We start from the raw sequence: 25757 nt of genomic DNA on the forward strand, positions 1-25757 counted from the left end.
TAAAAAAACTTGCACAAAAAATCAAATTTCAGACTATGTCACAAAACCTATTTCAGCAAAAATCCCAATCTAATCGATCCATAAAAATATCCTTTATTGGTATCAATTCCCGGATCTTTTAATTCTTTTCCACGGTAAATGAAAGAATAGGAAATATTAAAATTATTATGGCGATATTTTAAACCAGCTTCCCCATTAAATCGAAGCGGTACCAAATCAAAAGTTATTGGACTTGTATTGTTAAACATACTGCCTTCGATCGTAGCATCATAAAACTGATAATTTACACTTGGCATAATATAGAAATAAAACTCTCTAATATTAGGCTGTGCATTGGCACTTACCGAAGCATCGTGAAGATTGGAATCGTAAATTGGAAGGAGTTTTTTAAAACCAAACCGCGTCATAAAACCTGTAGAAACTCCTGTAAAGATAGTTCCCAAATTAGCTTCTGACTGCCAATTCAGGTCTACAAAATCATTATGTTCTGATGGAAACATTTTTTTAGAATACATAACATGTGCCTGTAAACCAAGCGCATTATGAATTTGGTTTTCCCAGCCGTAGACTTTTTTATAACCGATTATATCATGAAAACTTTTCTGCAAATTTTCTCCAAGCGAATTTGGACCTATAAATCCAATTTGAAAATCTGTTTTTAAAACTGATTCACTTTCATAAAAAAAGCTTCTTCCGGCTTCGGCAAAAAGATAACCTGCAAAAGGACGGTCGTTTATCGTAACGGCTTCTTTGTTTATAAATCTTGGATTATAAAGATACTGTCCAATTCTAAACTCGGTAATTTTTTTATTGATTTTCTGATTGTCGTTTTTAGATAAAAACCTATAAAAAAGTTCCAGTCCGTTGGTATAATACATATCGTATTTAGACGATGTATATAAATCATTATCGGTTATAAAACCTATTTCTGTAGTTTTTCCTTGTCCAAAAGTGAGCGTTGTAGTCAATATTAGAAAAGCAAAAAGCGCTTTCTTACTTCTCTTTACCATTGTAATGTATTTTTCCAACGTAACGCATTTCGCGCACGATTCTTTCTTTTCTTCTAATAATATAACTTGACGAACCTGTAGCTTTAAATTTTCTTGGGTTAGGCAGAATTGCTGCAATTCCCGCTGCCTGCATTGGCGTTAAACTCGAAGCATCACGACGATACCAATGTTCTGTTGCAGCATAAGCACCGTAAACGCCATCGCCCATTTCAATGCTGTTTAGGTAAACTTCCATAATACGTTCTTTGCCCCAGATAATTTCAATTAAAACAGTAAAATAAGCTTCAAGACCTTTACGGAAATAACTTTTTCCCTGCCATAAAAAAACGTTTTTGGCTGTTTGCTGCGAAATGGTGCTTCCCCCACGAATTCGGCGACCGCGTTCATTGCTTTTATATGCTTTTTGAAGCGCCTTAAAATCAAAACCATTATGTGTTAAAAAAGTAGCATCTTCACTGGCAATAACTGCTTTTTGCAAATTCATGGAAATTTTTTCGATAGGTTCCCAGTCGTGATCAAAATAAACTTCTTTTCCTGCCATTTTATTTTCGATAGCACGAATAACCATTAAAGGTGTAAAAGGTACGGGTACATATTTGAAAAATATAACTGAGGCGATCGAAACGCCAAAAAACCACAAAGCAGCTTTTATAAAAAACCATTTTACTTTTTCTCCAAAAGAACGATTCGATTTTTTTGAAGATGCTGTTTTAGGTTTTGGTTTGTTTGTAGTCGTTTTTGGTGCTGGTTTTTTGGTTGCTGCCATTCTACTATATTAAATCTGCTAATTCTGTTCCTATTAAACTGCCTATCGCTACTCCCATTCCGCCTAAACGCACTCCACAAAACACGTTTTCAGACACTTGAGTAACAACAGGATTTTTACTGTTTCCAATTCCCATAATGCCGCTCCATCGGTGCGCAATCTGAAAATCCTGATTTGGTAAAATTACATTTTTCAGTAAATCTTCCAATCTATTTTGAATAATTTTCGTTTGTCCAAATTCGGTTGTGGTTTCGCCTTCAAAATCAAGGTTTCGGCCTCCTCCTAATAAAATGCGGTCATTAATATTTCTGAAATAATAATACCCATGATCTAAATGAAACGTTCCTTTAATATCTAAATTATGAATTGGCTCAGTAATAAGCACTTGTGCTCTTGCCGGTTTTACAGCGCCTTTTGTTAATTCGCCCGCAAAACCATTTGTAGCAAAAAATATTTTACGGGTTTTAAAGCTAAAATCATTAACCACAATTTCAACATGATTTCCTGCATCAAGATATGATTTTACGGTTTGCTGATTTAATATTAAAATATCTGCCGAAACTGCTTGTTTCAGCAATTCCTGCATCATGTTTCCGGTATCGATTTGTCCTTCAAACGGATTAAAAATTAAATATTCATTAGTATTTCCAAAGCCAAACCGGTCAACTTCTTTCGAAAAAACATCGGCTTTAAAAAGTGGTTTTAAAATTTCATTGATAAACGGAATTTTCGAAACACATTCGTTAAATCCAAATTCGTCTTCTTTTAAAAATAATTCATATCCGCCATGAGGTTTAAAGTCAATTGCCTGATCTCCTAGTTTTTTTCGAAGTAACTGCAAGCCTTTCCAGCGTTTTTCTATTAATGTCACAACATCATCTTCTGAATGCGTTTTTAAATCTTCCAGAATTTCAGACAAACTTCCGAAACAGGCAAAACCTGCATTTTTGGTACTCGCCCCTTGTGGCAGCATACCACGTTCTAAAACCAGAATTTTAGCAGCAGGAAATCTTTCGCGTAAGCGTAATGCTGCATGCAGGCCCACGATGCCGCTTCCCACAATAGTATAATCTATATTTGCGAACCAATTTTTTAGTTCCCAGTAGCTTAGTTCCATCATTTTGATAAATTCCAATATTTAAAATCCAAATTCCAATCTTGGGTTAAATTACAATTTTTAGATAAATTCCAATATTTAAAAATCTTAAATTCCAAAACTCTAAATCATTTTTTTGTTGGAGCTGTCAGGCTGAGCGGACTCGAAGCCACTTTTTTTTTAGGATTTGGAATTTTTAAATATTGGAATTTCATATTTTAAACTTTAACATTTTTTGGAATTTGGAATTTAACAATTTGGGATTTAAAAGTTGTATTTTTAGCGCACAAAAAATAGAATAAATAGATTATGAAAAAAGTATTATTAACAACTTTAATAATGATGGGTTTAAACGCTGTTGGGCAGAATGTAATGTCGCCGGAATTGTTATGGAAATTAGGACGCGTAACGCCGCTTGGAATTTCTAAAGATGCAAAAAATATAGTTTTTAAGGTTTCTACTCCTTCTGTTGAAGAAAACAAATCGACATCTAAAATTTACACTATTCCTGTAAATGGCGGAAATGCTGTTGAAATTAAAGACACAAAAGATATTCTTGCTGATAAAAACATTTCGCCTGACGGAAAATTTGTGGTTTATAATGATGAAGTAAAACTCGAAAGTGTTTTAGGAAAAGATTTCTATCCAAATCTTGGCAAATCTGACGCTCAAATTTACGACGGTTTAGATTACCGCCATTGGGATACCTGGAACGAAGGAAAATTTAATCATGTTTTTTATAAAGAAAACAAAGAAGGCGCAAAAGGAATTGACATTCTAAAAGGTGAAACTTTTGATTCTCCGCAAAAACCTTTTGGCGGTGACGAAGATTATATCTGGTCACCAGACAGCAAAAGCATTTTTTATGTGTGCAAGAAAAAAGCGGGAACTGCTTACGCGATTTCTACCAACACAGACATTTATGAGTACAACTTAGAAACTCAAAAAACAACTAATAAAACTGAAGGTAATTTAGGCTACGATACTGCACCGCAATTTTCTCCAACAGGAAATCTTTCTTGGCTACAAATGAAACGTGACGGTTACGAGTCTGATAAAAACGATATTATTGTTGAGTTTAAAGGAATCAAAACAAACTTAACTGCAAACTGGGACGGAACTGTAGATAATTTTATCTGGAGCAAAGACGGAAAAACAGTATTTTTTGTCGCACCAATTGACGGAACAAAACAACTTTTCTCTGTTAATTTTCCTGGGTTGACTAAAATTGCAATCAATGTTCGCCAATTGACAAACGGAGATTTTGATGTTAATGATTTAGTTGGTTTTTCTGGAGATGATATTATCGTTACAAGAACTGACATGAATCACGCAGGTGAGATTTTTTCTTTTAACTTAAAGAAAAACACTTGGAAACAAATCTCAAATGTAAATACCGATACTTATAAAACTTTAGCATTAAGCAAAACAGAAAAACGTTACGTTACTACAACCGACGGTAAAAAAATGCTGGTTTGGGTAATCTTGCCTCCAAACTTTGATGCTTCAAAAAAATATCCAACTTTATTGTTCTGCCAAGGCGGACCTCAATCTCCGTTAACGCAATCATATTCTTTCCGTTGGAATTTCTCTTTAATGGCTGCTAAAGGTTATGTAGTTGTTGCTCCAAATCGTCGTGGAATGCCAGGACATGGAGTTGAGTGGAACGAACAGATTAGTAAAGATTGGGGCGGACAGGTTATGGACGATTATCTTTCTGCAATTGATGATGTTGCGAAAGAATCTTACGTTGACAAAAGCCGTTTAGGATGTGTTGGTGCAAGCTACGGAGGATATTCTGTATTTTATTTAGCAGGAATTCACAAAAACCGTTTCAAAACTTTTATTGCTCACGATGGCGTTTTCAATACCGTTTCAATGTTAGGAACTACAGAAGAAGTTTTCTTTAACAACTGGGATTTTGGCGGACCGTATTGGGAAAAAGATAATGCTGTAGCGCAAAAAGCGTATACTACTTTTAATCCTGCAACTTTGGTTCAAAACTGGAATAAACCAATCTTGATTTTCCAGGGAGGAAAAGATTTCCGTGTGCCAATTGGTCAAGGACAAGAAGCTTTCCAAGCTGCTCAATTAAGAGGAATCAAAAGCCGCTTTGTGTATTTCCCAGACGAAAATCACTGGGTTTTAAAACCACAAAATGCTCAGGTTTGGCAGGGAGAATTCTTTAAATGGCTAAACGAGACTTTATAATCAATAAGCTTTCAAATAAAAATAACCGCAGTATTATTTACATAATCTGCGGTTATTTTATTTTAGAGACATTCTAATATCTGTTTATAAATTAATTATTTCTAATAAATATACTTTATTCAGGCAAACCAATGCCGCCAGACTTAGTATCATCATATAATTCTTTAAAATCTGGAAGATTGTAATAGTTGTTTTTCTTGAATTCTTCTTCAAATTTGGGATCGTTTAATTTTGGAAAAAAAGTATAAACATCACCTTGTTCTATACTTGCCGTAAACTTTGTTGCATAATAACAGTACAATGCATTTATTTTGGCCGCATCTCTAAAACTAAGATCATCCAGTTTAGGAAAATCTGTTCTTCCTCTTAAAAAAAGAAGGTAATTTTCTTGGCTTTTTACATCTGCCTGAGTCATCACTTCAAAAATCTCTTTATGGAAAATATATCTGTTATCGCAGGTTTTAGTAAATAGCAATTTACTAAATTCTTCTTCATTTAAATTTCGATCTAAAACCCATTTTAATAAATCTTTATCTCCAACATAACCAAAAACTTTAACCAACGATTCCAAAAAATATTCGTCATGAAATTTAAGCCAGACCAAGCTTGCTTTGCTATCGTTGAATAAATATTTGTTACGGTTAACAAGTGTTTGAATATTATTATCTCGTTGCTGTGCTAAATCTTTAATATCTTTCCATTTTGTTATATATATTTTTTCTGTTTCTCCAATCTTACTTACTTCTGTTGGAATTTTATCTTCTTCAGAAGCAATTTCTTTGTAGTCATTTTGATAATCAATAATCTCAGGTAATGAATATAAATTCAAAATTATTCTGTCTTCAATGCTAAAATACAAATCGTTCCTAAAACCATCTGGATCATAATAGTCCACTTTTTGTGGTTTAAAACATTTATTTGAATTATTAATATAAAAAATATCATCGTAACGACCAATATCTCCAAAAATAGTTTTGACCTTCCTATTAAAAACATCTTTATCTATGAATATAAAGCCATATTTGATTAATATTTGTCTGATAGGTTTAAATGTTATTTCTAAATCACTTTTATCATATTTATAATAAGCATAATCAGTATCATAATAACTAGCATAACCTCCAGCTTTAAGTTGTCTCAATAATATTTTTTCTATTTCTATATTTTCTTTCGTAGTTGAAGTCTCACTTATTTTCGCCTTATTCTCTACAGAATTATTTTGTTTGTTACTACATGAAAACAAACAGAGTAGAATTGGAATTAAAATTAATTTCATTTTTCTCTTTTGACCTTAATAATCTGTTTTTCATTAATTATCTTTAATAAACATATTTTTATTCAGGCAAACCAATGCCGCCAGACTTAGTATCATCATATAATCCTTTAAAATCTGGAAGATTGTAATAGTTGTTTTTCTTAAATTCTTCTTCAAATTTGGGATCGTTTAATTTTGGAAAAAAAGTATAAACATCACCTCGTTCTATACTTGCCGTAAACTTTGTTGCATAATAACAATACAATGCATTGATTTTAGCCGCATCTCTAAAACTAAGATCATCCAGTTTAGGAAAATCTGTTCTTCCTCTTAAAAAAAGAAGGTAATTTTCTTGGCTTTTTACATCTGCCTGAGTCATCACTTCAAAAATCTCTTTATTGAAAATATATTTATTATCGCAGGTTTTAGTAAATAGCAATTTAGTAAATTCTTCTTCATTTAAATTTCGATCTAAAACCCATTTTAATAAATCTTTATCTCCAACATAACCAAAAACTTTAACTAAAGATTCTAAAAAGTATTCGTCATGAAATTTAAGCCAGACCAAACTTGCTTTACTATCGTTGAATAAATATTTGTTACGGTTAACAAGTGTTTGAATATTATTTTCCCTTGTTTCAGATAAATATTTTAAATCATCTTTCCATTGAGATGCTCTTGTTTGGATATTTTCAATTTTATCTTCAATAAGTATATCTTCTTTTTCAAATTTTGCAACATCAGGAAATAACTTTAAATAGTCAATTACAGTAGGTAGAGGATAAAAATTTGTAACAAACTTACCTTTTACTACATATAAATATTGAGCATCAGCAGTATATGGGTAATATATTAAACTTTTATCGCATTTATTCTCGTTTATTTCAATCTTTAAATATTCATTTGTAGAATGATTATCAATTATTCTAACAAATACTTTTTTAACAATATCATTAAATTTATTATTATCGGGATTTTTATATCCATTTGATTTTAAAATTGATTCAGCAACTATAATTAGAGCGTCTAAATCACTTTTATCGTAATCTTGAAATCCTCCATAAACTTCATCGTTGCCGGCCTCAACTTGTTTTATCAAAACTGATTTTATTTTATCATTATTTGCGAGCATATTTTCACTATTGTTTTTTTTATAAGTATCAGTATCTTTTTCTTTACAGCTTAAAAAAAATACAAATACAGAAAGTAATACTAAGGCATATTTTTTCATAATATTTTAGACATTCATTTCTATTAATTAGCATAGTAAATAATACTCCTTTTGACAGACTCGTTATTTAATTTTTCAATATTTATTGATGTAATTCCTCCATCATAATAAAATGTAATCTCTAATCTATCTATCTTAATTTTGTACTCAATATTTATCAATCCATCTTTATTGATTATTATAACTTTATTACTTTTAGGAATTGATTGTAAAAGATATTTACAGTCATCAACTTCCTGATTATTAATAATATTATCATACACATCATTAATATTTGTATTTTTAAGAGTACATTCTTCACCTTTTCCCATTTCAACAGTAATAGTTTTACAATCTATATTATTAGTGTTTATTAATTTTGAATCATCAATTGATGCTTTTTTAGAAATACCACATAATTTATAGATGGAAGCAAAATCTTTATATTTATACTTTACCTCAGTTGGATGTTCTGGATCTGCTGTTATATTCCATAATTTCTCCTTATTAGGTAAAAATAAAAGTCTGGCAATTGTACTCTCAACAATCTCCTCTTGTTTAGGATCATCTGATAAATTATTTTCGACATATACCTTTATGTTTATTGAATCTCCTATAATTTTTTCAAGTCTGACGAAATAATTGTTATTATAATCTTTTAAGTTTAAATTACTTGATTTTACAATCTGATAAACTACGTCCCCACAATCAAGTTCATCTTTTGTTTCTGATAATTTATTATTTTTTAATTGTTTTAAATCTTTGATTTGACTTATTGTTTCTTCTTTTTTACAACTTGTATTCATAAAAATTAGAAGAAAAAAGTATATATATAAATTTTTCATAATATTAGAATTTATTAACAATTCTTGGAATCGCTGTTTTAATTGATTTCACATATTCTTCTTGAACTTTCGGTGTTAAAGAATGCCATCTTCCAACGTTTCCATCGTGACGATCGATAAAATCTGCTATATACATCATCGCTGCTTCAACAGAAGGAAATTTAATGTATTTTTTCTTATTGATTTTGTCTTGATCATTCCCTCCTAACCCACTCTTTCCTTTATTTTCAAAAGATTCCCATATCCCAATTGGTTTATATTCGGGATACTTAATATATAACGATCCATCCCAACCATAATTAGGACCAGAGCTTTTTCCAGAGGTTTCCATTCCAGCGGAACCACAAATTTTATATTGATCCGATTTAAAATGATCTGCTTCCCATCGATAAATGCTTTCTATAGTTTTAGCCATTTCTTTACCATATATATCATAAATTTTCATCAATGCGAGTCTTGCATCATGTTCTGTAAACTCTCTTGATTCATGAATATATTCTGCTGAATTAGACCCGAAAGAATTGTTATAACCTTCTTGTAATATAGCTAAAGAATCTATCAAATCATTTCTCCTATTATATGGTTTAGATTCATTTGTGGTAGGAAATCTTTTTAAATCAAATTTTGATCCGTTACTAAAATGTTCAAAATGCAACATAAAAACAGTAACATCATCAATTTCCATTAGTGGAACATATATTTTTTGCTTTTTTAAATATTTAAGTAATTTTCCTGTTTTACCTAGTTTTTGCTTTTGAGTTACCGATTCACCTACTTTTACAGTAATACTTTTAGGATCTAATTCTCCATATCTAATAATAAAATCTCTCCCATCTTTAAGTGTGTGTCTTATAGTAACTTGATAAGTTTCACAATAAAAAAGTCTTACTTCTAAAACCTTACCATCTGCTATTGCTACTACAGTTTCTAGAGCATTTGTATATAAATCTCTTGCAGCATGCTTCCTAGTACCACTATCTCTATTCGAGTTAAAAGTCGTCATATTCGTTCCTGCTTTTGAAGCCCAATTTCTAATTCTACCCCATTTATTTTCTATATCATTTTCAGGTTTAACAAGCAATGGAAAAATCACAAGTTTATCTTTCCGGTTCCAAATAGAATCCTTACTTCCTACCTTCATCATACTGTCTACAAAATTTTGAGTAGGATCAAAAGATACGGTAGTATTTACAGCAACTTTCTTTTCAGCATAATCGTAAGCCTTTCTGTCTGATTTTGCGATTCCTTTCTGTTCTTTTTGAGAAGGTCCTTTTTTCTCTGCCGGAGTTTGGGTTTCTTTTTTAGTTTCAGGCTCCTGTTGTTTAGGCGCAGGTTTTTGCGCATAAGGATCATCTTTATAATCAGGATTGATTACATCAACACTTTTGCTTGGTTTGGAAACTTTTTTGTAAAACTCTGCTGTTACATAATATTCATGAAACGCGCCTTCGTTTGAAGCATTTGCATCTGGTTTTATATTGGCAAGCCAAGCTCTTGCAGGATCAAGATAAAATTCAACATCAACTATTCCGTCCAGAATATTTCCTTTTTTTTCATCTATTTTAATATCCGTTGCATTTTCTTTGCCCTTGCCTCCGTCATCTTCCCATAAAGTAACGTAGATGGGAAATTTTTCCATATTAACGCAGTGAACACGGGCAACTATAGTCTGCCCATAGCTAAATAATTGGGTCGGTTTCTTTTTATTGATGTCGAGAAGTTCTACAAACATTATTTTGCTTTCAACAGCCTGCTTTGTTTTAATATCTAAAACTGCTTTTTCTCCATTGATGTCAACCAGCATTCTAATGCCTTTTCGCTTAAGGCTTTTTGGAGAAAATGTATATTCTACCGTTGCTCCCGTCTTATTATTTTCTTCTGTTTTTATCCATGAACCGCCCAATAATATCCATACACTCCATTTAATTTGATCATCAGGTATATTCTGAAAATTAGGTCCGGCAAGCTGTACCGTAGTTGAACTACCAAAAAGATCATAAATAGAATAATATTCTTTTATTCCCACCGAAGGATCTGATTTACCGTAAATTTTTAGTTTGGCCATATCTATTCATTTAATTACAAATAAAATCTTACAAAAACAAATGTAGTATTTATTTAATTAAATATAAATTTCTTACAATAATTTATTCTCAATAAAATAAATCTTAAATAATCAGAATAGAATTTTTTACATAATCTGCGGTTACTTTATTTTATAAACATTTGAATTATGTAAATATTTGACTTGCTTTTACTTTCCACAAATGGAAATTTTAAATAAATTGCATGGATTTATAATGTTAAAAAACTTCGTCAACCCCAGATAAATATTATGGAGAGCAAAAAAAGTTACACGGCCTTAAAGGTTTTATTCAGCTATGTTGCATTATTGGCTCTCGTTGTTACTGTAGGATGGTTTTTGTATTCTGAAAATGTGGTGTACAAAAAACTTGAAGACAAAATTGCACACGAAAAAACCAAAATTTTAAGGGTTAGTAAATTGTTTTCTAACGTTTATAAAACAGAAAGTCTGGCGAGAAAAACCATTCAGACCAATTCAGAAAGTGATTTTAAAAATTATCTTGTTGAAACAGATTCCTTAAAAGCCAGAATCGATACTTTAAAACAAATTGTTACTACAGAATATCAAAAAACTCTTCTTGATAGTGTAAATTATTTATTGTCTGAAAAAACAGAAAATATCAGACAACTTAAAACTATAAAAAATAAAGCCGAAGATGAAGTTTCTGTAAACAATGCGATTGATGAAATCACCAAAATGGAGTTTAATCTTCGCAAACTCGAGCTTCAGGATTTTACCAAAAACCCAAACGAACTGGGAAGTTATCAGCGAAATGTTCTTCAAAAATATGTTGATTATTTAAACCAGAATATTCCGGATGACAGCACGAATACGCTGAGTAAAAAAGCTTCTGATTCTATTTTGGCAAATTCTAAAAAACTGCTGAGCAATGTAAAAATGAAAGCAGAAAAGAAAAAGGAAACACTGAATTTTGAAGAAAACAAACTGCTAAAAAATGAAATCGCGATTTCGGAACAACTTCGAAAAGTACTTCGTATTATCGAACGTGAAATCATTAATAATTCAATCAAAAACAATTCTTTAAAAGAAAAATCTCTTAAAAAAGTCAACGAAATTGTAACGGCTTCGGCAATTGCAGGTTTGATTCTGACTTTGTTTTTTTCTGTTTTAATTGTAAGCGATTATTCAAAATCGCAGGTGTATAAAAAACAGCTCGAAATTGCGAATTTTAAAACCAAGAATTTATTAAAAAGCCGCGAACAGCTAATCTCGACCGTAAGCCACGACTTAAAAACACCTTTAAGCACTATTGTTGGATATTCAGAACTTTTGGGGAATTCTGATATTACTACAAGACAGTCGTATTTTATCAAGAACATCAAAAATTCATCTGAATACATTACTCAGCTTGTTCAGGATTTATTGGATTTTTCAAGAATCGAAGCCGGAAAAGTCAGCATCGAAAAAGTACCTTTTTATCTTCCTGAAGTTATTGAAGATACTGCGCGAAATATTCAAACCGTATACAAGCAGAAAAACATTGATTTAATTATTAATGTCGATGATAAGCTAAATACCAGAGTAGTAGGCGATCCGTTTCGTTTAAAACAGATCTTGACGAATATTATTGGTAATGCATATAAATTTACAGAAGAAGGCCATATTAAAATTAGTTCTTATGTATCTGAAAATGAAAACTTCTTTATTATTACTATTGAAGATACCGGAATTGGAATTGAAAAAGGCAATCAAAAATTAGTTTTTGAAGAGTTTGCCCAGGCCAATGAAGGCATTGAAAAGAAATACGGAGGAACTGGTTTAGGACTTGCAATCTGCCAGAAGATAATTTCTTTTATGGGAGGCAGAATAAATCTTGAAAGTACACTTGGAAGGGGAAGTACTTTTGAAATTAAAATTCCGCTGGTTTTTGATCACAGCGAAATTACGGTTGAAGAAATAAAAAGAAATATTGTACGAAACACCAAAAAACAAACTTTTATAGTTATTGACGACGATATTAATCTGCTTAATTTAACAAGTGGTGTTTTAAGGCAGGAAAATCATGAAGTTTTGTCGTTTACAAGTGCGTCTAAAGCCTTGGAAGCAATTCAGAATACTAATTTCGATTTTGTAATTACCGATATTCAAATGCCTGAAATTGATGGATTTATGTTTTTGGAAAAACTTCGTAATTCTGAAAAAGGCATTTATAAAAATCAGCCCGTTATTGCCTTAACTGGTAGAACTGATTTAGATTCTGCTATTTACACCAGAGCCGGTTTTACAACTGTGGTAAAAAAGCCTTACTCTCCAAAAATGTTATTAGAAACCATTCAGCATATTTTAGACAACGAAACACTGCCTGAAATCGACATAAAGGATAAGGAAGAAACAGCCTCCTCTCAACTATATTCTCTGGAAACTTTAAAAGAGTTTTTAGGAAATGATAAAGATGCGTTGAATGATGTTTTAAAGGCTTTTATAATAAGCAGTAATGAAAATCTGGAACTGCTTGAAAATGCTGTTTTAGAAGAAAATGTTCCCGAAATTAATTCAATCGCACACCGAATTGCGCCTATGTTCAAGCAGATTGAAGCACGCGATATTGGAATAATATTAAAAACGCTGGAACAGAATAATATTGAAATTACTGATCTAAAAGATATTTTTACAGCATTAAAAGCAAAAACGACTAAACTTTTTACAGCTTTAGAAGAAGAAATCGTTTAGTCGATATTATATTGTTTTAATTTGTTGTATAGTGTTTTTCTGGTAATTTTTAAAAGTTTTGCTGCTTCAGATTTATTATTCTGAGTTCTGTTTAATGCCTGAATAATGGCTTCTTTTTCATTATCAGATAATGAAAAACTGGCACTGCTGAAACCCGTCTTTTGTTTTTCTGCCTGAAAAAATTCAATTGGAAGTACATCACTTTCTATAAAATCGCCCTGAGTTAAAAGTGTAGCACGTTTAACACAGTTTTGAAGTTCGCGTAAATTTCCAGGCCAGCTGTAATTTTGAAAAATAGAAACTACTTCTGGCGAAAAACCTATAACATCTTTATTTAACTGCTGATTGGCTTTTTCTAGAAAATAATCTGCAAAAACCATTAAATCTTCGTCACGATCTTTTAAAGATGGAGACTGAATAGAAAATTCGTTAATTCTATGGTATAAATCTTCTCTAAAATCGCCGTTTTTTACTGCCTCGCGTAAATCTTCGTTTGTAGCTGTAATAATGCGTATATCTACGTTTATTTCTTTATTGCTTCCAACAGGTTTTATTTTTCTTTCCTGAAGTGCACGTAGAAGCTGAATTTGATTTTCATAAGAGAGGTTTCCTATTTCGTCCAGAAAAAGAGTTCCGCCGTTTGCAGCTTCAAAATAACCCATTTTATCACTAATGGCTCCCGTAAAAGAACCTTTTAAATGACCGAAGAATTCACTTGCCGCTAATTCTTTCGGAATTGCACCACAGTCAACTGCAATAAAATTATTGCTTTTTCTCTGACTTTGCTGATGAATGCTTTTGGCTATTATTTCTTTTCCTGTTCCACTTTCACCAATAATTAAAACCGACATATCGGTTGGACTTACTAACTGAATATGATCTAAGAGTTTTTTTGAAGCAACAGAAATTCCTCTTACAAATTCATTTTCTGCTGAAACTGGCTTTTTTACCGCTTTTTTTTGTTTTACCGGAGTTTCGGTTTCTTCTTCCTCTTGAGTATGGGCTGCTTTAAGAGCATTTGTAATTACCAATAAAACTTCATCTGGATTAAACGGTTTCGAAATATAATCGGCAGCACCGTTTTTAATTGCTTTTACGGCAGTATTAACATCAGAATATCCGGTCATAAGTATAACGGGAATCTGCGGGTATTCATTTTTAAATTCAGACATAAGTCCGATACCGTCAGAATCAGGCAGACGAAGATCTGTCAAAATCAAATCAAAAGATTCATTTTTGATAATTGCTCTGGCTTCTGAAGCGGAAAAAGCGACAGATACTTCATACTTATTTTTTATTAGAAATTTCTCTAATAATTTACAGAATGAAATATCATCTTCTATTACTAATATCTTTGGCATTTGCTTTTTGGGACTTTTTTGCTAAAATAATACTATTAAAGTTATAATTTCTTAAAATTATGCGAAAAAAAAAGAGATTGCACGATGCAATCTCTTTTTCACCAAAAACATAAATCTAATTTCACCTAATTATATCTTCAACCAGTTGCCATTGACATCTGAATACACAGTAGCCTTTTGGTCCCCAACTGATATTTCTAGTTTGTATTCTTTTTTATCATTAATATACGCTTTTACCAATTTTGCATTTGGATAAGCGGTTTGCAGAGCCGTTTTTACAGCCGCCGGCACAGCATCTGTAGAAACTTCGGTATATTCTGCCTGAACAGAAATAGATGTTTTTACTTTATTGGGAGTTATTTCTGCTAATGCAGGAATTGATAAACTTCCTAAAATAATAGCTGCTGAAATGGCTAACTTTTTCATAATGCTCTGTGTTTAATTATTTTTTAATGATATTTCCTGAAGCATCTGTAAATACAGTATACTTTTTGTCTCCGCTTGAAATTTCAAGTTTGTACTCATTCTTGTCGTTTTTGTAAGCTTTTTCAAGTTTTGTACCTGGAAATGATTTTTCAATTGTTGACTTTACTGCTGCTGGAACAGCATCTGCAGTTACTTCAGTGTATCCGTCCTGGATATTTACTGATGCAATTATTGAATTTACCTGTGCCGGAGCTGCCTGTACAGACAAACCTCCTAAAATAATTGCTGCTGATAAGATTAACTTTTTCATAATGCTTAATTTTTATAATTATTTTTTAAGGATAGTTCCTGCTGCATCAGTATATACAATAGATTTTTCTCCTCTTACTGAAACCTCAATTTTATATTCTTTTTTTGAGTTCACATAAGCTTTATCAAGTTTAACACCTGGATAAGCTTCATCTAGAGATTTTTTAATCGCTGCTGGTACAGCATCGACTTCTTTGTAATCATCCTGATAGTTAACTGAATTTACTGTAGTGGTGGTTAAAACAGTATTTCCTGCCTGCATTGACAGCCCTCCTAAAAGGATTGCTGCCGATAATATTAGCTTTTTCATAATAACAGTTTTTTAGGGTTAGTTTTTTATTTTTTTACCCAAGTTCCGTCTGCATTAGCATAAAGAGAACCAACTTTGTCTCCAACAGTAACTTCTAATTTGTATTGAGAAGCGCTGTTTTTGTATGCTTTGTTAAGTACTGCATCTGGATATGCTTTTTTAAGTGCATCTGTTACCGCTGCCGGTACGTCAGTTACATTAACTTCTGTGTAATCATCTTGAAATGATACTTCTTTTACGATTGTATTTGAAATTGGTAAAGTTGAAGCAAATGATGTTAAACCTCCCAAAACGATTGCGGCTGATAAAAATAAATTTTTCATGATAGTGATATTTTAATATTGTTAATTTAATTTTAGTATTCTTAATCTGGATTTCCACAAGAATCTATTGATTACTTTTTAATCCAGGTTCCGTCTGCATTAGCAAAAAGGTTTCCAACTTTTTCACCTACAGTTACGTCTAGTTTATACTCTGATTTTTCGTTTTTATATGCTTTAGTAATTACTGCATCTGGATATGCTTTTTTCAAAGATTCAACAATTGGTGCAGGTAATTCTTCTAATTTAATTTCAGTATAATCGTCTGCTATTGAAATTACTTTTTTTATTGTTGAATTTGTAATTGAAGTTGTAGAAGCAAATGATGTTAAACCTCCTAAAACGATCGCGGCTGATAAAAATAAATTTTTCATAATGTGTATATTTTAATAGTTAATAGTTTGTTTTACGCTTTAGGTAATGAAACAATTGTGCCGAAATGCCAATATAACTTGTCAATTCATCTAAAAGCCTTGTTTTTAAAGGACTTAAGTAAGGCGTGCCAAAAAAATAAAATAATAGAGTATTGTAAAAAAGTGTGTAACCAGCAGAAAAAGTGTATAAAAAGTATACACAAATTGTGTTTACCAAAGATTTGAAAATAAAAAACCCGACAGACTTTTTAAGCTTGTCGGGTTTATAATAAAAAAAAAGCTGCCGAAAATCGACAGCTTTAATATTGTTATTCCTCAATTGACTTCATTTTGAAAGTATCCATAAATGCAGTTGTATAATCTCCTGCAATATATTTTGGATCATCCATTAATTGTCTGTGGAAAGGTATTGTAGTTTTTACGCCTTCAATTACGAATTCGTCAAGAGCTCTACGCATTTTGCTGATAGCTTCTTCACGAGATTGTGCCGTTGTAATTAACTTAGCAATCATAGAATCGTAGTTTGGCGGAATGCTGTAACCAGAGTAAACGTGAGTATCTAAACGAACTCCGTGTCCTCCTGGCATATGAAGCGTAGTAATTTTTCCTGGAGAAGGACGAAAATCGTTATAAGGATCTTCGGCATTAATACGACATTCAATAGCATGTAATTCCGGAAGGTAGTTTTTTCCAGAAATTGGAATTCCGGCAGCAACCATAATCTGCTCACGAATTAAATCGTAATCAATTACCTGTTCAGTAATTGGGTGCTCAACCTGAATACGTGTATTCATTTCCATGAAATAGAAATTTCTGTGTTTGTCTACAAGAAATTCTACAGTTCCAGCTCCTTCGTATTTAATGAATTCAGCAGCTTTTACAGCAGCTTCTCCCATTCTTGTACGTAATTCGTCTGTCATGAAAGGTGAAGGTGTTTCTTCAGTAAGTTTTTGGTGACGACGTTGCACTGAACAGTCTCTTTCAGAAAGGTGACATGCTTTTCCATAAGAATCTCCAACAACCTGAATTTCGATATGACGTGGTTCTTCAATAAGTTTCTCCATGTACATTCCGTCATTTCCAAACGCGGCAGCAGCTTCCTGACGTGCACTTTCCCAAGCTTTTAAAAGCTCTTCTTCTTTCCAGATGGCACGCATTCCTTTTCCACCACCACCAGCAGTAGCTTTCATCATAACTGGATAACCAATTTCTGCTGCTGTTTTTTGTGCATGCTCATAAGATTCTAATAATCCGTCTGAACCTGGTACACAAGGTACTCCTGCGGCTTTCATTGTAGCTTTTGCAGAAGCTTTATCTCCCATTCTGTCGATCATTTCAGGAGCTGCACCAATAAATTTGATTCCGTGCTCTTGACAAATTTTTGAGAATTTAGCATTCTCAGAAAGGAAACCGTATCCTGGGTGTATTGCGTCTGCATTTGTAATTTCTGCAGCAGCAATAATATTTGACATTTTTAAATACGATAAGTTACTTGGAGGAGGACCAATACAAACCGCTTCGTCTGCAAATTTAACATGCAAACTTTCTGCATCGGCTGTAGAATAAACTGCTACAGTTTTAATACCCATTTCCTTGCACGTACGAATTACACGAAGTGCAATTTCTCCTCTATTCGCAATTAATATTTTTTTAAACATCTTATTTAAATTAAAAATTACAAATTCCAATCTCCAAATTCCAACTCATTGGATTTTGTGACTTGTCTATTGGAATTTTTAAAAATTATGATGGATCTACTAAGAATAAAGGCTGATCAAATTCAACTGGAGACATATCGTCAACAAGAATTTTTACAATTTTACCTGAAACTTCTGATTCAATTTCGTTGAATAATTTCATTGCTTCAATTACACAAAGAACGTCACCTTTTGAAACTGTGCTTCCAACTTCAGTAAAAACTGGTTTGTCTGGAGATGGTTTTCTGTAGAAAGTTCCAATGATTGGTGATTTTATAGTAACATATTTAGAATTATCAGCGGCTGGAGCCTGAGTTTCAGCAGGTACATTTACAACTACAGGAGCAGTTACCTGCGGTGCAGCTTGTGGCAATGCAGCCTGAGCTGGTAATTGCTGTACATAAGTAGTTTCTGTAACATTCCCTTCTAAAGTTGTTCTGATAGTGATTTTTACATCATCCATTTCTAACTTCACTTCTGCAACACCCGAATTTGCTACAAACTTGATTAGGTTTTGAATTTCTTTTAAATCCATAATGATTCGATTTTAGTTTTAATTTATTTCTTATCGTAAGCCCATTTTAAGTAAATAGATCCCCAAGTGAATCCACCACCAAAAGCAGCAAAAATAACATTATCTCCTTTTTTGAGTTTATCTTCAAAATCAGCCAATACTAATGGCAGAGTTCCTGAAGTTGTATTACCATATCTTTCGATATTTACTAACACTTTATCTTCTTCAAGTTCTAATCTTCCTGCGGTTGCATCGATGATGCGTTTATTTGCCTGGTGAGGCACCAACCAGTCAACATCCTGATTAGTTAAATTGTTTCTTTGCAAGATTAATTCGCTGGCATCTGCCATATTGGTTACAGCATATTTAAAAACTGTTTTACCATCCTGCATAATATTGTGTTGTCTGTTTTTTACAGTTTCTTCTGTAGGCGGAATTAAAGAACCTCCTGCTGGGATTTTAAGAAAATCGCGTCCAACACCATCACTTCTTAAATATTCATCCTGTAAACCTAAACCTTCATAATTTGGTTCAAAAAGAACAGCTCCTGCTCCATCACCAAAAATAATACAAGTAGCTCTGTCAGTGTAATCTACAATTGATGACATTTTATCGGCACCAATTAACAGTACTTTTTTATAACGTCCGGATTGTACGTAAGCTGCTGCTGTAGACATTCCGTATAAGAAACTTGAACACGCTGCCTGCAAATCATATGCAAATGCATTTACAGCTCCAATTTCTGTTGCAACATAAACTCCTGTAGAAGCCACCATCATATCTGGTGTTGCAGTTGCCATAATAACCATATCAATTTCAAGAGGATCGATATTAGCTTTAGCTATTAAATCCTTTGCTGCCTGAATAGCAAGGTATGATGTTCCTTTATCAGCATCTTTAAGAATTCTTCTTTCTTTAATGCCGGTACGAGTGGTAATCCATTCGTCATTGGTATCGACCATAGTTTCTAATACTTTGTTTGAAAGAACAAAGTCAGGAACGTATCCTCCAACAGCGGTAATTGCGGCTGTGATTGTATTCATTATATTCTATTATTTCCTTTCAAATATTAGTATTTGAAAAATTTTTAAAAGACTCGAAAATTACAAAAAAAATCAAAACGATTTTGCCTGTATTTTCTTAAAAAACAAAAATTATAACCAACAAAAAAAACTCTCACTATGTGAGAGTTCTAGTATAATTTACAAAAACGTATTAAGCAACCGCTTCAGATTTATCGATAACAACTTGCCCTCTGTAGTACATTTTACCTTCATGCCAGTAAGCTCTGTGGTATAAATGTGCTTCACCTGTAATAGGACATGTAGCGATTTGAGCTACAGTAGCTTTATAGTGTGTTCTTCTCTTATCTCTTCTTGTTTTCGAGGTTTTTCTCTTAGGATGTGCCATTTTACTATATTATTTATCCGTTAATAGTTTCTTTAATTTTTCCCAACGCGGGTCAATATCTTCTTCTTGTTTACTCTCTTCCTTTTGTTCTTTTACGCTTAATTCATTCAGTTTTGTCAAAGCTTCGGTTTGTAATGTCCCGTCTTTAACTCCCGGATGAACTCTTTTTAGGGGAACTGATAGTGCAATCATTTCATAAATGTATTGCGCTACATCTATTTCATGTTCTCCATGCGGCAAAATCAACAATTCTTCATTATCATTATTGAATTCATCTCCAAAACGAACAATCAATTTCATTTTGCCTTTAATTGGTAAATCAAAATCTTCGCCAGTTAAATCACAAGGCACATTTACCGTTCCTTTGTGTTTGAATTCTAACTCTAACATGTTGCTTTTCTTTTCGAAAACCAAACTCACTTTAATATCCGAACTTTGAAACTCATCATAATCAAAGTCCTTAAAGAACGTGTTATCTATTTGATATTCAAAATGGTGTTTTCCCAGCTTTAATCCTACGAAAGGAATTAAAAATTCTTTTGATTTGCTCATCTCAACATCATTTTTTTTAATTCAGCTGCAAAACTACATATCTGAATTGGGGTGCAAAGATATAAAATTATTGTAAATCTAATAATCTTATTCACCTTTTTTTGTTTATATCTGTTTTTCTTTTATTTTTAGAGGTTTTTGGCTAATCTCCTCATACTGATTACGCGAGCGAAAAATATCGATCGCAAGATAAACCGCTTCTTTAAACGAGTTGAAATCTGCCATATCTTTTCCTGCAATATCGTAACCTGTGCCATGATCCGGTGAGGTTCTCACTCTGTTTAATCCCGCAGTATAATTGACTCCTTTTCCAAAAGACAATGTTTTAAACGGAATTAATCCCTGATCGTGATATGTCGCTACAACTGCATCATATTTCTCGTATTGTCCGCTGCCAAAAAATCCATCAGCAGAAAAAGGCCCAAAAACAAGAGTACCGCTGTCAAATATTTTTTTCAGAACCGGTTTTAAAACTAAATCATCTTCTTTTCCAATTACGCCGCCGTCTCCGCAATGAGGATTTAAACCTAAAACAGCAATTTTTGGTTTTACGATACTAAAATCCTGGATTAAAGATTTTTTAATTGTTTCGATTTTCCTAACAATCAATTCTTCTGTTAAATGAGAAGAAACTTCATTTAACGGAACATGATCAGTAAGCAGACCTACTCTTAAATTATCCTGAACCATCATCATCAGCGCATTTCCTTCCAGCTCCTGAGCTAAATAATCTGTATGCCCCGGAAATTTAAAACTGTCTGACTGAATATTATATTTATTGATTGGTGCCGTAACCAAAACATCAATCAAATCTTCTTTTAAAGCTTTGGTTGCTGCAACAAATGACTTAATTGCATATTCGCCTATTTTTTCATCATTTTTTCCAAAGTTAATATCTACTCCTTCTTTCCAAAGATTGTAAACATTTACTTTTCCGGGAATAATTTGATCTAATTTATCTACACCATGAAACTGAACGGTAGATGTAAAACTTTTTTTAACAAAAGAAAGTATTTTAGCATTTGCGAAAATAACTGGTGTACATAATTCCAACATCCTAGAATCTTCGAATGTTTTCAATATAACTTCGCTTCCAATACCGTTTAAATCTCCTACTGAAATTCCAACAATTATATTTTCTGCTTTTTTATTCATGAGCTCAGCTTATTTATTACTAATTTTGATGTGCAAATTTAGTAAAATAAAACCACAATGTTTACAGGAATTATTGAAACCCTTGGAAGGATTCACGAAATACAAAAAGATCAAAACAACTTACATGTTACAGTTGACTCCTCAATTACGAATGAATTAAAAATTGACCAAAGTGTATCGCATAATGGAATATGCCTTACCGTTGTCGCTATAAAAGACTCATTTTATACCGTTACCGCTATTGAAGAAACGATTTTAAAAACCAATATTGGCGACTGGAAAGTAAATGACGTTGTAAATCTGGAAAGAGGAATGAAGCTTGGCGATCGTCTTGACGGACATATTGTTCAAGGCCATGTAGATCAAACAGGAGTCTGCACTAAAATAGAAGAAGCAAACGGAAGCTGGAATTACACTTTTGAATACGACAAAAACCTTAACAACATTACCATCGAAAAAGGTTCTATAACCGTTAACGGGGTAAGTTTAACTGTTGTAAATTCTAAAACAAATGAATTCAGCGTCTCGATAATACCTTATACTTTTGAGCATACCAACTTTAAAGATTTTAAAGTGGGAACAAAAATCAATTTAGAATTTGATGTTGTTGGAAAATATATTTCAAGACTTTATTCTATAAACAAATAGAAAGAAATTTCTTCGCATAAAAAAAGCTTCAATTAAATTGAAGCTTTTTTTATTTTATTTCGATATATAACCGCTGAACCCAGTATTAAACCAGCAACAATTAAATAAGGCAGATCTTCATTTATTGGCCCTTCTAATGGAGTTTCAGGATCACAACCTCCAGGACAAGGCGGATCTTCAGCCAAAACATTTGACACATTCAATACTAGAAAAAATACTAAAAAAATAATTCTTATGATCTTCATAAACTTGGGGCGCTGATAATCAATACTACTAATAATTCCGGCAAATATTTTTGTAGAAATTTCTCATAAAAAAGATTCTTTTACAGAAATTCTTTGGCAAAAATATATGATTTTTAGAAAAAAACAACTTTAAAACTAAAAAGACATTACAACCTTAACATACGTATTGTATTCTGATTTGGTTTTTCTGTAATGCTTTTAATGCTGGAATAAACAAATATCAAACACGATTCTTCTTTTGCAAGTCTGTCTAATACCTTATTAAACGGGCAATTACTCTTGTTTGTTATCTAAAATTCATGCCGTTATAAAATTAAACTTTAGTTTTCAATATTTTGTAATTTTTTAAAAATATCACAAATATTTTTTTTTCAAAAATTTTAAAATTTCAAAATAAGTCAGAAAGAACTGTAATTTTTAGTTTTATCAGGAATCTAAAATTTTCTTTTTAAACTACCGCTGCGAACAAGTGTTTACGAATTAATATATTTGCATAATTAAAATAAGAACCTCAAAAGGTCATTCAATAAATCAGGCAAAATAGATGAAAAAAACAGTTGGAAGTTTGTATGCAGGTGTAGGCGGTATATGCATGGGTTTTAAAAATGCCGGATTTGAATTAGAATGGGCAAATGAATTTGACAAAAATGCCTGCATTACTTATAAAAACAATTTCGAACATAATCTTATTGAAGGCGATGTAATGGCTTTAGACGTTACGGCTCTTGAAAAAATAGATATCTTAACAGCTGGTTTTCCTTGTCAGCCATTTTCGGTTGCGGGTTATAGAAAAGGTTTTGAAGACAGTAGAGGAAATCATTTTTTTAAAATTTTAGATTTTGTAGACGAAATGCGTCCGAATGTCATTTTTCTTGAAAATGTAAAGAATTTAAAAGGACACGATAAAGGAAATACCATCAAAGTAATCGAGAACGAAATCAGAAAACGCGATTATACTTTTGACAGCGCTGTATTAAACACTAAAGATTTCGGTAACATTCCCCATAACAGAGAAAGAATTTTTATTGTTGCTTTTGATAAAGATTATATCAAAGATGATAAATTCGAGTTTCATTTTCCTGAAAAAGAAGACTTAACAAAATCCATCAAAGATCTAATTTCTGAAGAAAAAGTTGATGATAAATTTTATTATCACGAAGATAAATACATGTACAATATGCTGAAAGAGTCTATTGTAAACAAAAATCGTATTTATCAATTTAGAAGACAATATGTTCGAGAAAATAAATCTAGCGTTTGCCCTACTTTAACCGCCAATATGGGAACCGGAGGACATAACGTACCACTTATCACAACCGATTTTGGTTTTAGAAAATTAACTCCAAGAGAATGTTTTAGATTTCAAGGTTTTCCAGATGATTTTAAACTTCCTGCGATTTCCAATTCTCATTTATACAAACAAGCGGGAAATTCAGTAAGTATGCCCGTAATTCAAAGATTGGCATCTGAAATATATAAGGTCCTTGAAAAAGTAGAATCTAAAAAGGCGAAAAAAACTAAAGAAAAAGCTTAAACTGTCCGTCATCGGCTTCTGGTATTTTTTCTAGGAAAGATTCATATTCGTCCAACTTCATAAAATCTATAAAATAATCATCATTAGTAGATTTTGTGATTTTAACGCTGTCATAACCTATTTCTCTAAGTTTGTCATACGTCAGAATTTCGTTTTCCTGAAGCATTAAAACATCACGAAGCATCCAATCGGCCAAAGCTTTATTTGGATTGGTCATTAAAGCTTTACTTCCGTCCTGACAAACTTTTGCAGAAAGAATATTTCCGTTTGGAATTTTAAGATTAAAAACAACATCTTTCTCTGGAAAAAAATCTGGAGCGTTATTTCTTATTTTTGAAGGTATTCCGATATAAACTTCACCTGGATCTCTTTTTCTACCGCCCGCGTTCCATTGATTGAGCTGGCTTTTTTCAGGAACAATAGGCTCTTTTAATTTCTTTTTGGCTTCGGGAGAATACAACGGCAGAATGATATAATCTACAAACGGAATTAATTCTTCTTCTGTCAATAAACCAATTGCATTTTGAAGTTTTTCTTTTTCAAAACCAACCTTATTTCCTAAATCCGAAGTTAAATTCAAAAGAACATTAATAGGTTCTTCTAATATTTCGACAGGAATTTCGAGACAGTTTTCAGGAATTACAAAGCGTTTCATTAAAACGCTTTTCGAAAAATTAAAATTGTACTCGTTTAAAGCATCTTTAAATTTTAATGAACTTTTAGTTTCTTCAAGAATTTCAATTGAAGTTTTATCAATTAAATCATAAGAGGTTTCAAAAACTTTAATTAAGAATTTATCACGTCCGATAATATGATACACTCGGTTTTGAGTATTATAAAGTCGGTCTGCAAACGAAATTCTTTCATTTCTAAAATCAGCTAGTTTATTAGCCAGATCTAAACCATTAAGTATTCTTAACTCAGAACTTCGCGAATTAAACTCGGCTACTTTTTCAATTTTGGAACTTCCTGTCAATACAAATGTTTTAATTCCGACACCGCATCCGTCAATAATGGCATCATACGCCACATCGGCACGCGCTAAATTATCTGCCCCAAATGCTTTACAAAAGGCATTTTCAGCAACTCTATATTGAATAAAAGGTTTATCTGAAGAACTAAACAAATTCGAAAATGCGCCAATCGCCTTTAAAGCATTTGTATAGTTTTCGATATTTTGATTCGTTTGAGTTTCTAGAAACATTATTTTGAAAGTTCGATTTCTTGTCTAATTTTTTCGATGCAAGATTCTAATTCTTTTTGGATTTCTTTGCTCCAAAATCGTAAAACTTTCCAATTTTTTGAAAGCAAATGTTCATTGACTTCAATATCGCGTTTCATATTTCGTTCGATTTTCGGAATCCAATATTCGCGATTTGATTTAATTCGAAGCTGCTGTACTTCCCAATCTTTTCCGTGAAAAAATTCGCTGTCAATAAAAATAGCAATTTTATAACTGGCAAAAGTCAGATCTGGTTTTCCAAATATCTTTTTGTTGTTTTTGCGATATCTATAACCCAATTTCCATAAAGCTTTTGCAAGCCTTACTTCGTCTTTGGTATTCGTGCTTTTTATCGCCTGCATATTTTTCCTCCTCTGTTCGGGAGTTAAATTATCCATTTCTTTAAGATTAAATTTGTCTTGAACCTTAAAGATACTTCATTTTCTTTTAAATATTTTCCTTTCAAAAAAACTAATTTGGTATTTTCGTTTTTTCACAAAACCCAGCTCC

At 32.1% G+C, this 25757-nt stretch carries 26 protein-coding genes; 4 read left to right on the forward strand and 22 right to left on the reverse strand.

From position 1 onward, the window contains the following. Nucleotides 1–47: 47 nt before the first annotated feature. The 3 genes from ABD859_RS03565 to ABD859_RS03575 are packed head-to-tail and all read right to left on the reverse strand — an operon-like array spanning nt 48 to nt 2893. Nucleotides 48–1010: a lipid A deacylase LpxR family protein gene (locus ABD859_RS03565; RefSeq protein WP_345140361.1), complete on the reverse strand. Its 963-nt coding sequence runs from the start codon at nt 1008–1010 to the stop codon at nt 48–50. After that, entirely contained in the window at nt 994–1776 is a 783-nt protein-coding gene (gene mtgA / locus ABD859_RS03570; RefSeq protein ID WP_345140364.1) for a monofunctional biosynthetic peptidoglycan transglycosylase, read from the reverse strand. Before mtgA ends, ABD859_RS03565 begins: the two co-directional genes overlap by 17 nt. 4 nt (nt 1777–1780) lie before the next feature. Next, nucleotides 1781–2893: an NAD(P)/FAD-dependent oxidoreductase gene (locus ABD859_RS03575; protein WP_345143856.1), complete on the reverse strand. Its 1113-nt coding sequence runs from the start codon at nt 2891–2893 to the stop codon at nt 1781–1783. A 288-nt stretch (nt 2894–3181) separates the two neighbouring features. Here ABD859_RS03575 and ABD859_RS03580 point away from each other — a divergent pair, with 288 nt between their 5' ends. Further along, nucleotides 3182–5083 (forward strand): S9 family peptidase, encoded by a 1902-nt coding sequence (locus tag ABD859_RS03580; RefSeq protein WP_345140366.1) that lies wholly within the window; start codon nt 3182–3184, stop codon nt 5081–5083. Nucleotides 5084–5198: 115 nt separating this feature from the next. On the opposite strand, the gene ABD859_RS03585 is transcribed toward ABD859_RS03580, so the two are convergent. The 4 genes from ABD859_RS03585 to ABD859_RS03600 all read right to left on the reverse strand — a co-directional run bounded on the left by ABD859_RS03585 (nt 5199) and on the right by ABD859_RS03600 (nt 10458). Then, nucleotides 5199–6359: a hypothetical protein gene (locus ABD859_RS03585; protein WP_345140368.1), complete on the reverse strand. Its 1161-nt coding sequence runs from the start codon at nt 6357–6359 to the stop codon at nt 5199–5201. A 58-nt stretch (nt 6360–6417) separates the two neighbouring features. Next, complete coding sequence (locus ABD859_RS03590) at nt 6418–7437, reverse strand: hypothetical protein (protein ID WP_345140370.1); 1020 nt, start codon at nt 7435–7437, stop codon at nt 6418–6420. Between the two features lie 155 nt (nt 7438–7592). Continuing rightward, the gene (locus tag ABD859_RS03595) at nt 7593–8354 is read right to left on the reverse strand and encodes a hypothetical protein (RefSeq protein ID WP_345140372.1); all 762 of its coding nucleotides are present in this window, start codon (nt 8352–8354) and stop codon (nt 7593–7595) included. Nucleotides 8355–8397: 43 nt separating this feature from the next. After that, the gene (locus ABD859_RS03600) at nt 8398–10458 is read right to left on the reverse strand and encodes a M23 family metallopeptidase (RefSeq protein ID WP_345140374.1); all 2061 of its coding nucleotides are present in this window, start codon (nt 10456–10458) and stop codon (nt 8398–8400) included. A gap of 270 nt (nt 10459–10728) precedes the next feature. Between ABD859_RS03600 and ABD859_RS03605 the strand changes: the two genes are divergently transcribed. Then, nucleotides 10729–13170, forward strand: coding sequence for an ATP-binding response regulator (locus ABD859_RS03605; protein WP_345140376.1), 2442 nt, complete (start codon nt 10729–10731; stop codon nt 13168–13170). Here ABD859_RS03605 and ABD859_RS03610 read toward each other — a convergent pair. From ABD859_RS03610 to pdxA, 12 genes are all read right to left on the reverse strand, one after another. After that, nucleotides 13167–14531, reverse strand: coding sequence for a sigma-54-dependent transcriptional regulator (locus ABD859_RS03610; RefSeq protein ID WP_345140378.1), 1365 nt, complete (start codon nt 14529–14531; stop codon nt 13167–13169). The two genes, ABD859_RS03605 and ABD859_RS03610, sit on opposite strands and share 4 nt — an antisense overlap. Nucleotides 14532–14660: 129 nt before the next feature. Next, the gene (locus tag ABD859_RS03615; protein WP_345140380.1) at nt 14661–14957 is read right to left on the reverse strand and encodes a PepSY-like domain-containing protein; all 297 of its coding nucleotides are present in this window, start codon (nt 14955–14957) and stop codon (nt 14661–14663) included. A 16-nt stretch (nt 14958–14973) separates the two neighbouring features. Then, nucleotides 14974–15267: a PepSY-like domain-containing protein gene (locus ABD859_RS03620; RefSeq protein ID WP_345140382.1), complete on the reverse strand. Its 294-nt coding sequence runs from the start codon at nt 15265–15267 to the stop codon at nt 14974–14976. An 18-nt stretch (nt 15268–15285) separates the two neighbouring features. Continuing rightward, the gene (locus ABD859_RS03625) at nt 15286–15576 is read right to left on the reverse strand and encodes a hypothetical protein (RefSeq protein ID WP_345140384.1); all 291 of its coding nucleotides are present in this window, start codon (nt 15574–15576) and stop codon (nt 15286–15288) included. 26 nt (nt 15577–15602) lie between these two features. Further along, nucleotides 15603–15899, reverse strand: coding sequence for a hypothetical protein (locus ABD859_RS03630; RefSeq protein WP_345140386.1), 297 nt, complete (start codon nt 15897–15899; stop codon nt 15603–15605). 71 nt (nt 15900–15970) lie between these two features. After that, entirely contained in the window at nt 15971–16270 is a 300-nt protein-coding gene (locus ABD859_RS03635) for a hypothetical protein (RefSeq protein WP_345140389.1), read from the reverse strand. A gap of 308 nt (nt 16271–16578) precedes the next feature. After that, nucleotides 16579–17928, reverse strand: coding sequence for an acetyl-CoA carboxylase biotin carboxylase subunit (accC, locus tag ABD859_RS03640; protein WP_345140392.1), 1350 nt, complete (start codon nt 17926–17928; stop codon nt 16579–16581). Between the two features lie 85 nt (nt 17929–18013). Next, nucleotides 18014–18502, reverse strand: coding sequence for an acetyl-CoA carboxylase biotin carboxyl carrier protein (accB, locus tag ABD859_RS03645; RefSeq protein WP_345140395.1), 489 nt, complete (start codon nt 18500–18502; stop codon nt 18014–18016). A gap of 23 nt (nt 18503–18525) precedes the next feature. Further along, nucleotides 18526–19524 carry a beta-ketoacyl-ACP synthase III gene (locus tag ABD859_RS03650; protein ID WP_345140398.1) on the reverse strand — a complete coding sequence of 333 codons (999 nt, stop codon included), beginning with the start codon at nt 19522–19524 and terminating at the stop codon, nt 18526–18528. 172 nt (nt 19525–19696) lie between these two features. Further along, nucleotides 19697–19891: a 50S ribosomal protein L32 gene (gene rpmF / locus ABD859_RS03655; protein WP_008465217.1), complete on the reverse strand. Its 195-nt coding sequence runs from the start codon at nt 19889–19891 to the stop codon at nt 19697–19699. A 9-nt stretch (nt 19892–19900) separates the two neighbouring features. After that, nucleotides 19901–20443 (reverse strand): YceD family protein, encoded by a 543-nt coding sequence (locus tag ABD859_RS03660; protein ID WP_345140400.1) that lies wholly within the window; start codon nt 20441–20443, stop codon nt 19901–19903. A gap of 105 nt (nt 20444–20548) precedes the next feature. After that, complete coding sequence (pdxA, locus tag ABD859_RS03665; RefSeq protein ID WP_345140403.1) at nt 20549–21598, reverse strand: 4-hydroxythreonine-4-phosphate dehydrogenase PdxA; 1050 nt, start codon at nt 21596–21598, stop codon at nt 20549–20551. Between the two features lie 57 nt (nt 21599–21655). On the opposite strand from pdxA, the gene ABD859_RS03670 reads away from it, so the two are divergent. Continuing rightward, on the forward strand, nt 21656–22246 hold the full coding sequence (locus ABD859_RS03670; protein WP_345140407.1) for a riboflavin synthase: 591 nt from the start codon (nt 21656–21658) through the stop codon (nt 22244–22246). Nucleotides 22247–22278: 32 nt separating this feature from the next. On the opposite strand, the gene ABD859_RS03675 is transcribed toward ABD859_RS03670, so the two are convergent. Beyond that, on the reverse strand, nt 22279–22491 hold the full coding sequence (locus ABD859_RS03675; protein WP_345140409.1) for a hypothetical protein: 213 nt from the start codon (nt 22489–22491) through the stop codon (nt 22279–22281). A gap of 544 nt (nt 22492–23035) precedes the next feature. On the opposite strand from ABD859_RS03675, the gene dcm reads away from it, so the two are divergent. Continuing rightward, nucleotides 23036–24025: a DNA (cytosine-5-)-methyltransferase gene (gene dcm, locus ABD859_RS03680; protein ID WP_345140411.1), complete on the forward strand. Its 990-nt coding sequence runs from the start codon at nt 23036–23038 to the stop codon at nt 24023–24025. Here the strand turns inward: dcm and ABD859_RS03685 are convergent. Both ABD859_RS03685 and ABD859_RS03690 read right to left on the reverse strand, forming a co-directional pair. Then, nucleotides 24009–25229 (reverse strand): restriction endonuclease, encoded by a 1221-nt coding sequence (locus ABD859_RS03685; protein ID WP_345140413.1) that lies wholly within the window; start codon nt 25227–25229, stop codon nt 24009–24011. The two genes, dcm and ABD859_RS03685, sit on opposite strands and share 17 nt — an antisense overlap. Beyond that, nucleotides 25229–25645, reverse strand: a complete 417-nt coding sequence (locus tag ABD859_RS03690) for a very short patch repair endonuclease (protein WP_345140415.1) — start codon at nt 25643–25645, stop codon at nt 25229–25231. The genes ABD859_RS03685 and ABD859_RS03690 overlap by 1 nt, the downstream gene beginning before the upstream one ends. Nucleotides 25646–25757 lie beyond the last annotated feature (112 nt).

Origin of the sequence: Flavobacterium ginsengiterrae (assembly GCF_039539785.1) — a bacterium.
In the GTDB taxonomy this organism is placed as follows: Bacteria; Bacteroidota; Bacteroidia; order Flavobacteriales; family Flavobacteriaceae; genus Flavobacterium; species Flavobacterium ginsengiterrae.

Coding starts and splice junctions, on each gene's coding strand:
- ABD859_RS03625 (WP_345140384.1), bottom strand. CDS start 15,576: ATGAAAAAGCTAATATTATCGGCAGCAATCCTTTTAGGAGGGCTGTCA.
- ABD859_RS03595 (WP_345140372.1), bottom strand. CDS start 8,354: ATGAATACAAGTTGTAAAAAAGAAGAAACAATAAGTCAAATCAAAGAT.
- ABD859_RS03690 (WP_345140415.1), bottom strand. CDS start 25,645: ATGGATAATTTAACTCCCGAACAGAGGAGGAAAAATATGCAGGCGATA.
- pdxA (WP_345140403.1), bottom strand. CDS start 21,598: ATGAATAAAAAAGCAGAAAATATAATTGTTGGAATTTCAGTAGGAGAT.
- ABD859_RS03660 (WP_345140400.1), bottom strand. CDS start 20,443: ATGAGCAAATCAAAAGAATTTTTAATTCCTTTCGTAGGATTAAAGCTG.
- mtgA (WP_345140364.1), bottom strand. CDS start 1,776: ATGGCAGCAACCAAAAAACCAGCACCAAAAACGACTACAAACAAACCA.
- accC (WP_345140392.1), bottom strand. CDS start 17,928: ATGTTTAAAAAAATATTAATTGCGAATAGAGGAGAAATTGCACTTCGT.
- ABD859_RS03585 (WP_345140368.1), bottom strand. CDS start 6,359: ATGAAATTAATTTTAATTCCAATTCTACTCTGTTTGTTTTCATGTAGT.
- ABD859_RS03630 (WP_345140386.1), bottom strand. CDS start 15,899: ATGAAAAATTTATTTTTATCAGCCGCAATCGTTTTGGGAGGTTTAACA.
- ABD859_RS03685 (WP_345140413.1), bottom strand. CDS start 25,229: ATGTTTCTAGAAACTCAAACGAATCAAAATATCGAAAACTATACAAAT.
- ABD859_RS03670 (WP_345140407.1), top strand. CDS start 21,656: ATGTTTACAGGAATTATTGAAACCCTTGGAAGGATTCACGAAATACAA.
- ABD859_RS03620 (WP_345140382.1), bottom strand. CDS start 15,267: ATGAAAAAGTTAATCTTATCAGCAGCAATTATTTTAGGAGGTTTGTCT.
- ABD859_RS03575 (WP_345143856.1), bottom strand. CDS start 2,893: ATGGAACTAAGCTACTGGGAACTAAAAAATTGGTTCGCAAATATAGAT.
- ABD859_RS03580 (WP_345140366.1), top strand. CDS start 3,182: ATGAAAAAAGTATTATTAACAACTTTAATAATGATGGGTTTAAACGCT.
- ABD859_RS03605 (WP_345140376.1), top strand. CDS start 10,729: ATGGAGAGCAAAAAAAGTTACACGGCCTTAAAGGTTTTATTCAGCTAT.
- accB (WP_345140395.1), bottom strand. CDS start 18,502: ATGGATTTAAAAGAAATTCAAAACCTAATCAAGTTTGTAGCAAATTCG.
- ABD859_RS03675 (WP_345140409.1), bottom strand. CDS start 22,491: ATGAAGATCATAAGAATTATTTTTTTAGTATTTTTTCTAGTATTGAAT.
- ABD859_RS03600 (WP_345140374.1), bottom strand. CDS start 10,458: ATGGCCAAACTAAAAATTTACGGTAAATCAGATCCTTCGGTGGGAATA.
- ABD859_RS03565 (WP_345140361.1), bottom strand. CDS start 1,010: ATGGTAAAGAGAAGTAAGAAAGCGCTTTTTGCTTTTCTAATATTGACT.
- ABD859_RS03650 (WP_345140398.1), bottom strand. CDS start 19,524: ATGAATACAATCACAGCCGCAATTACCGCTGTTGGAGGATACGTTCCT.
- ABD859_RS03635 (WP_345140389.1), bottom strand. CDS start 16,270: ATGAAAAATTTATTTTTATCAGCCGCGATCGTTTTAGGAGGTTTAACA.
- ABD859_RS03615 (WP_345140380.1), bottom strand. CDS start 14,957: ATGAAAAAGTTAGCCATTTCAGCAGCTATTATTTTAGGAAGTTTATCA.
- dcm (WP_345140411.1), top strand. CDS start 23,036: ATGAAAAAAACAGTTGGAAGTTTGTATGCAGGTGTAGGCGGTATATGC.
- ABD859_RS03610 (WP_345140378.1), bottom strand. CDS start 14,531: ATGCCAAAGATATTAGTAATAGAAGATGATATTTCATTCTGTAAATTA.
- rpmF (WP_008465217.1), bottom strand. CDS start 19,891: ATGGCACATCCTAAGAGAAAAACCTCGAAAACAAGAAGAGATAAGAGA.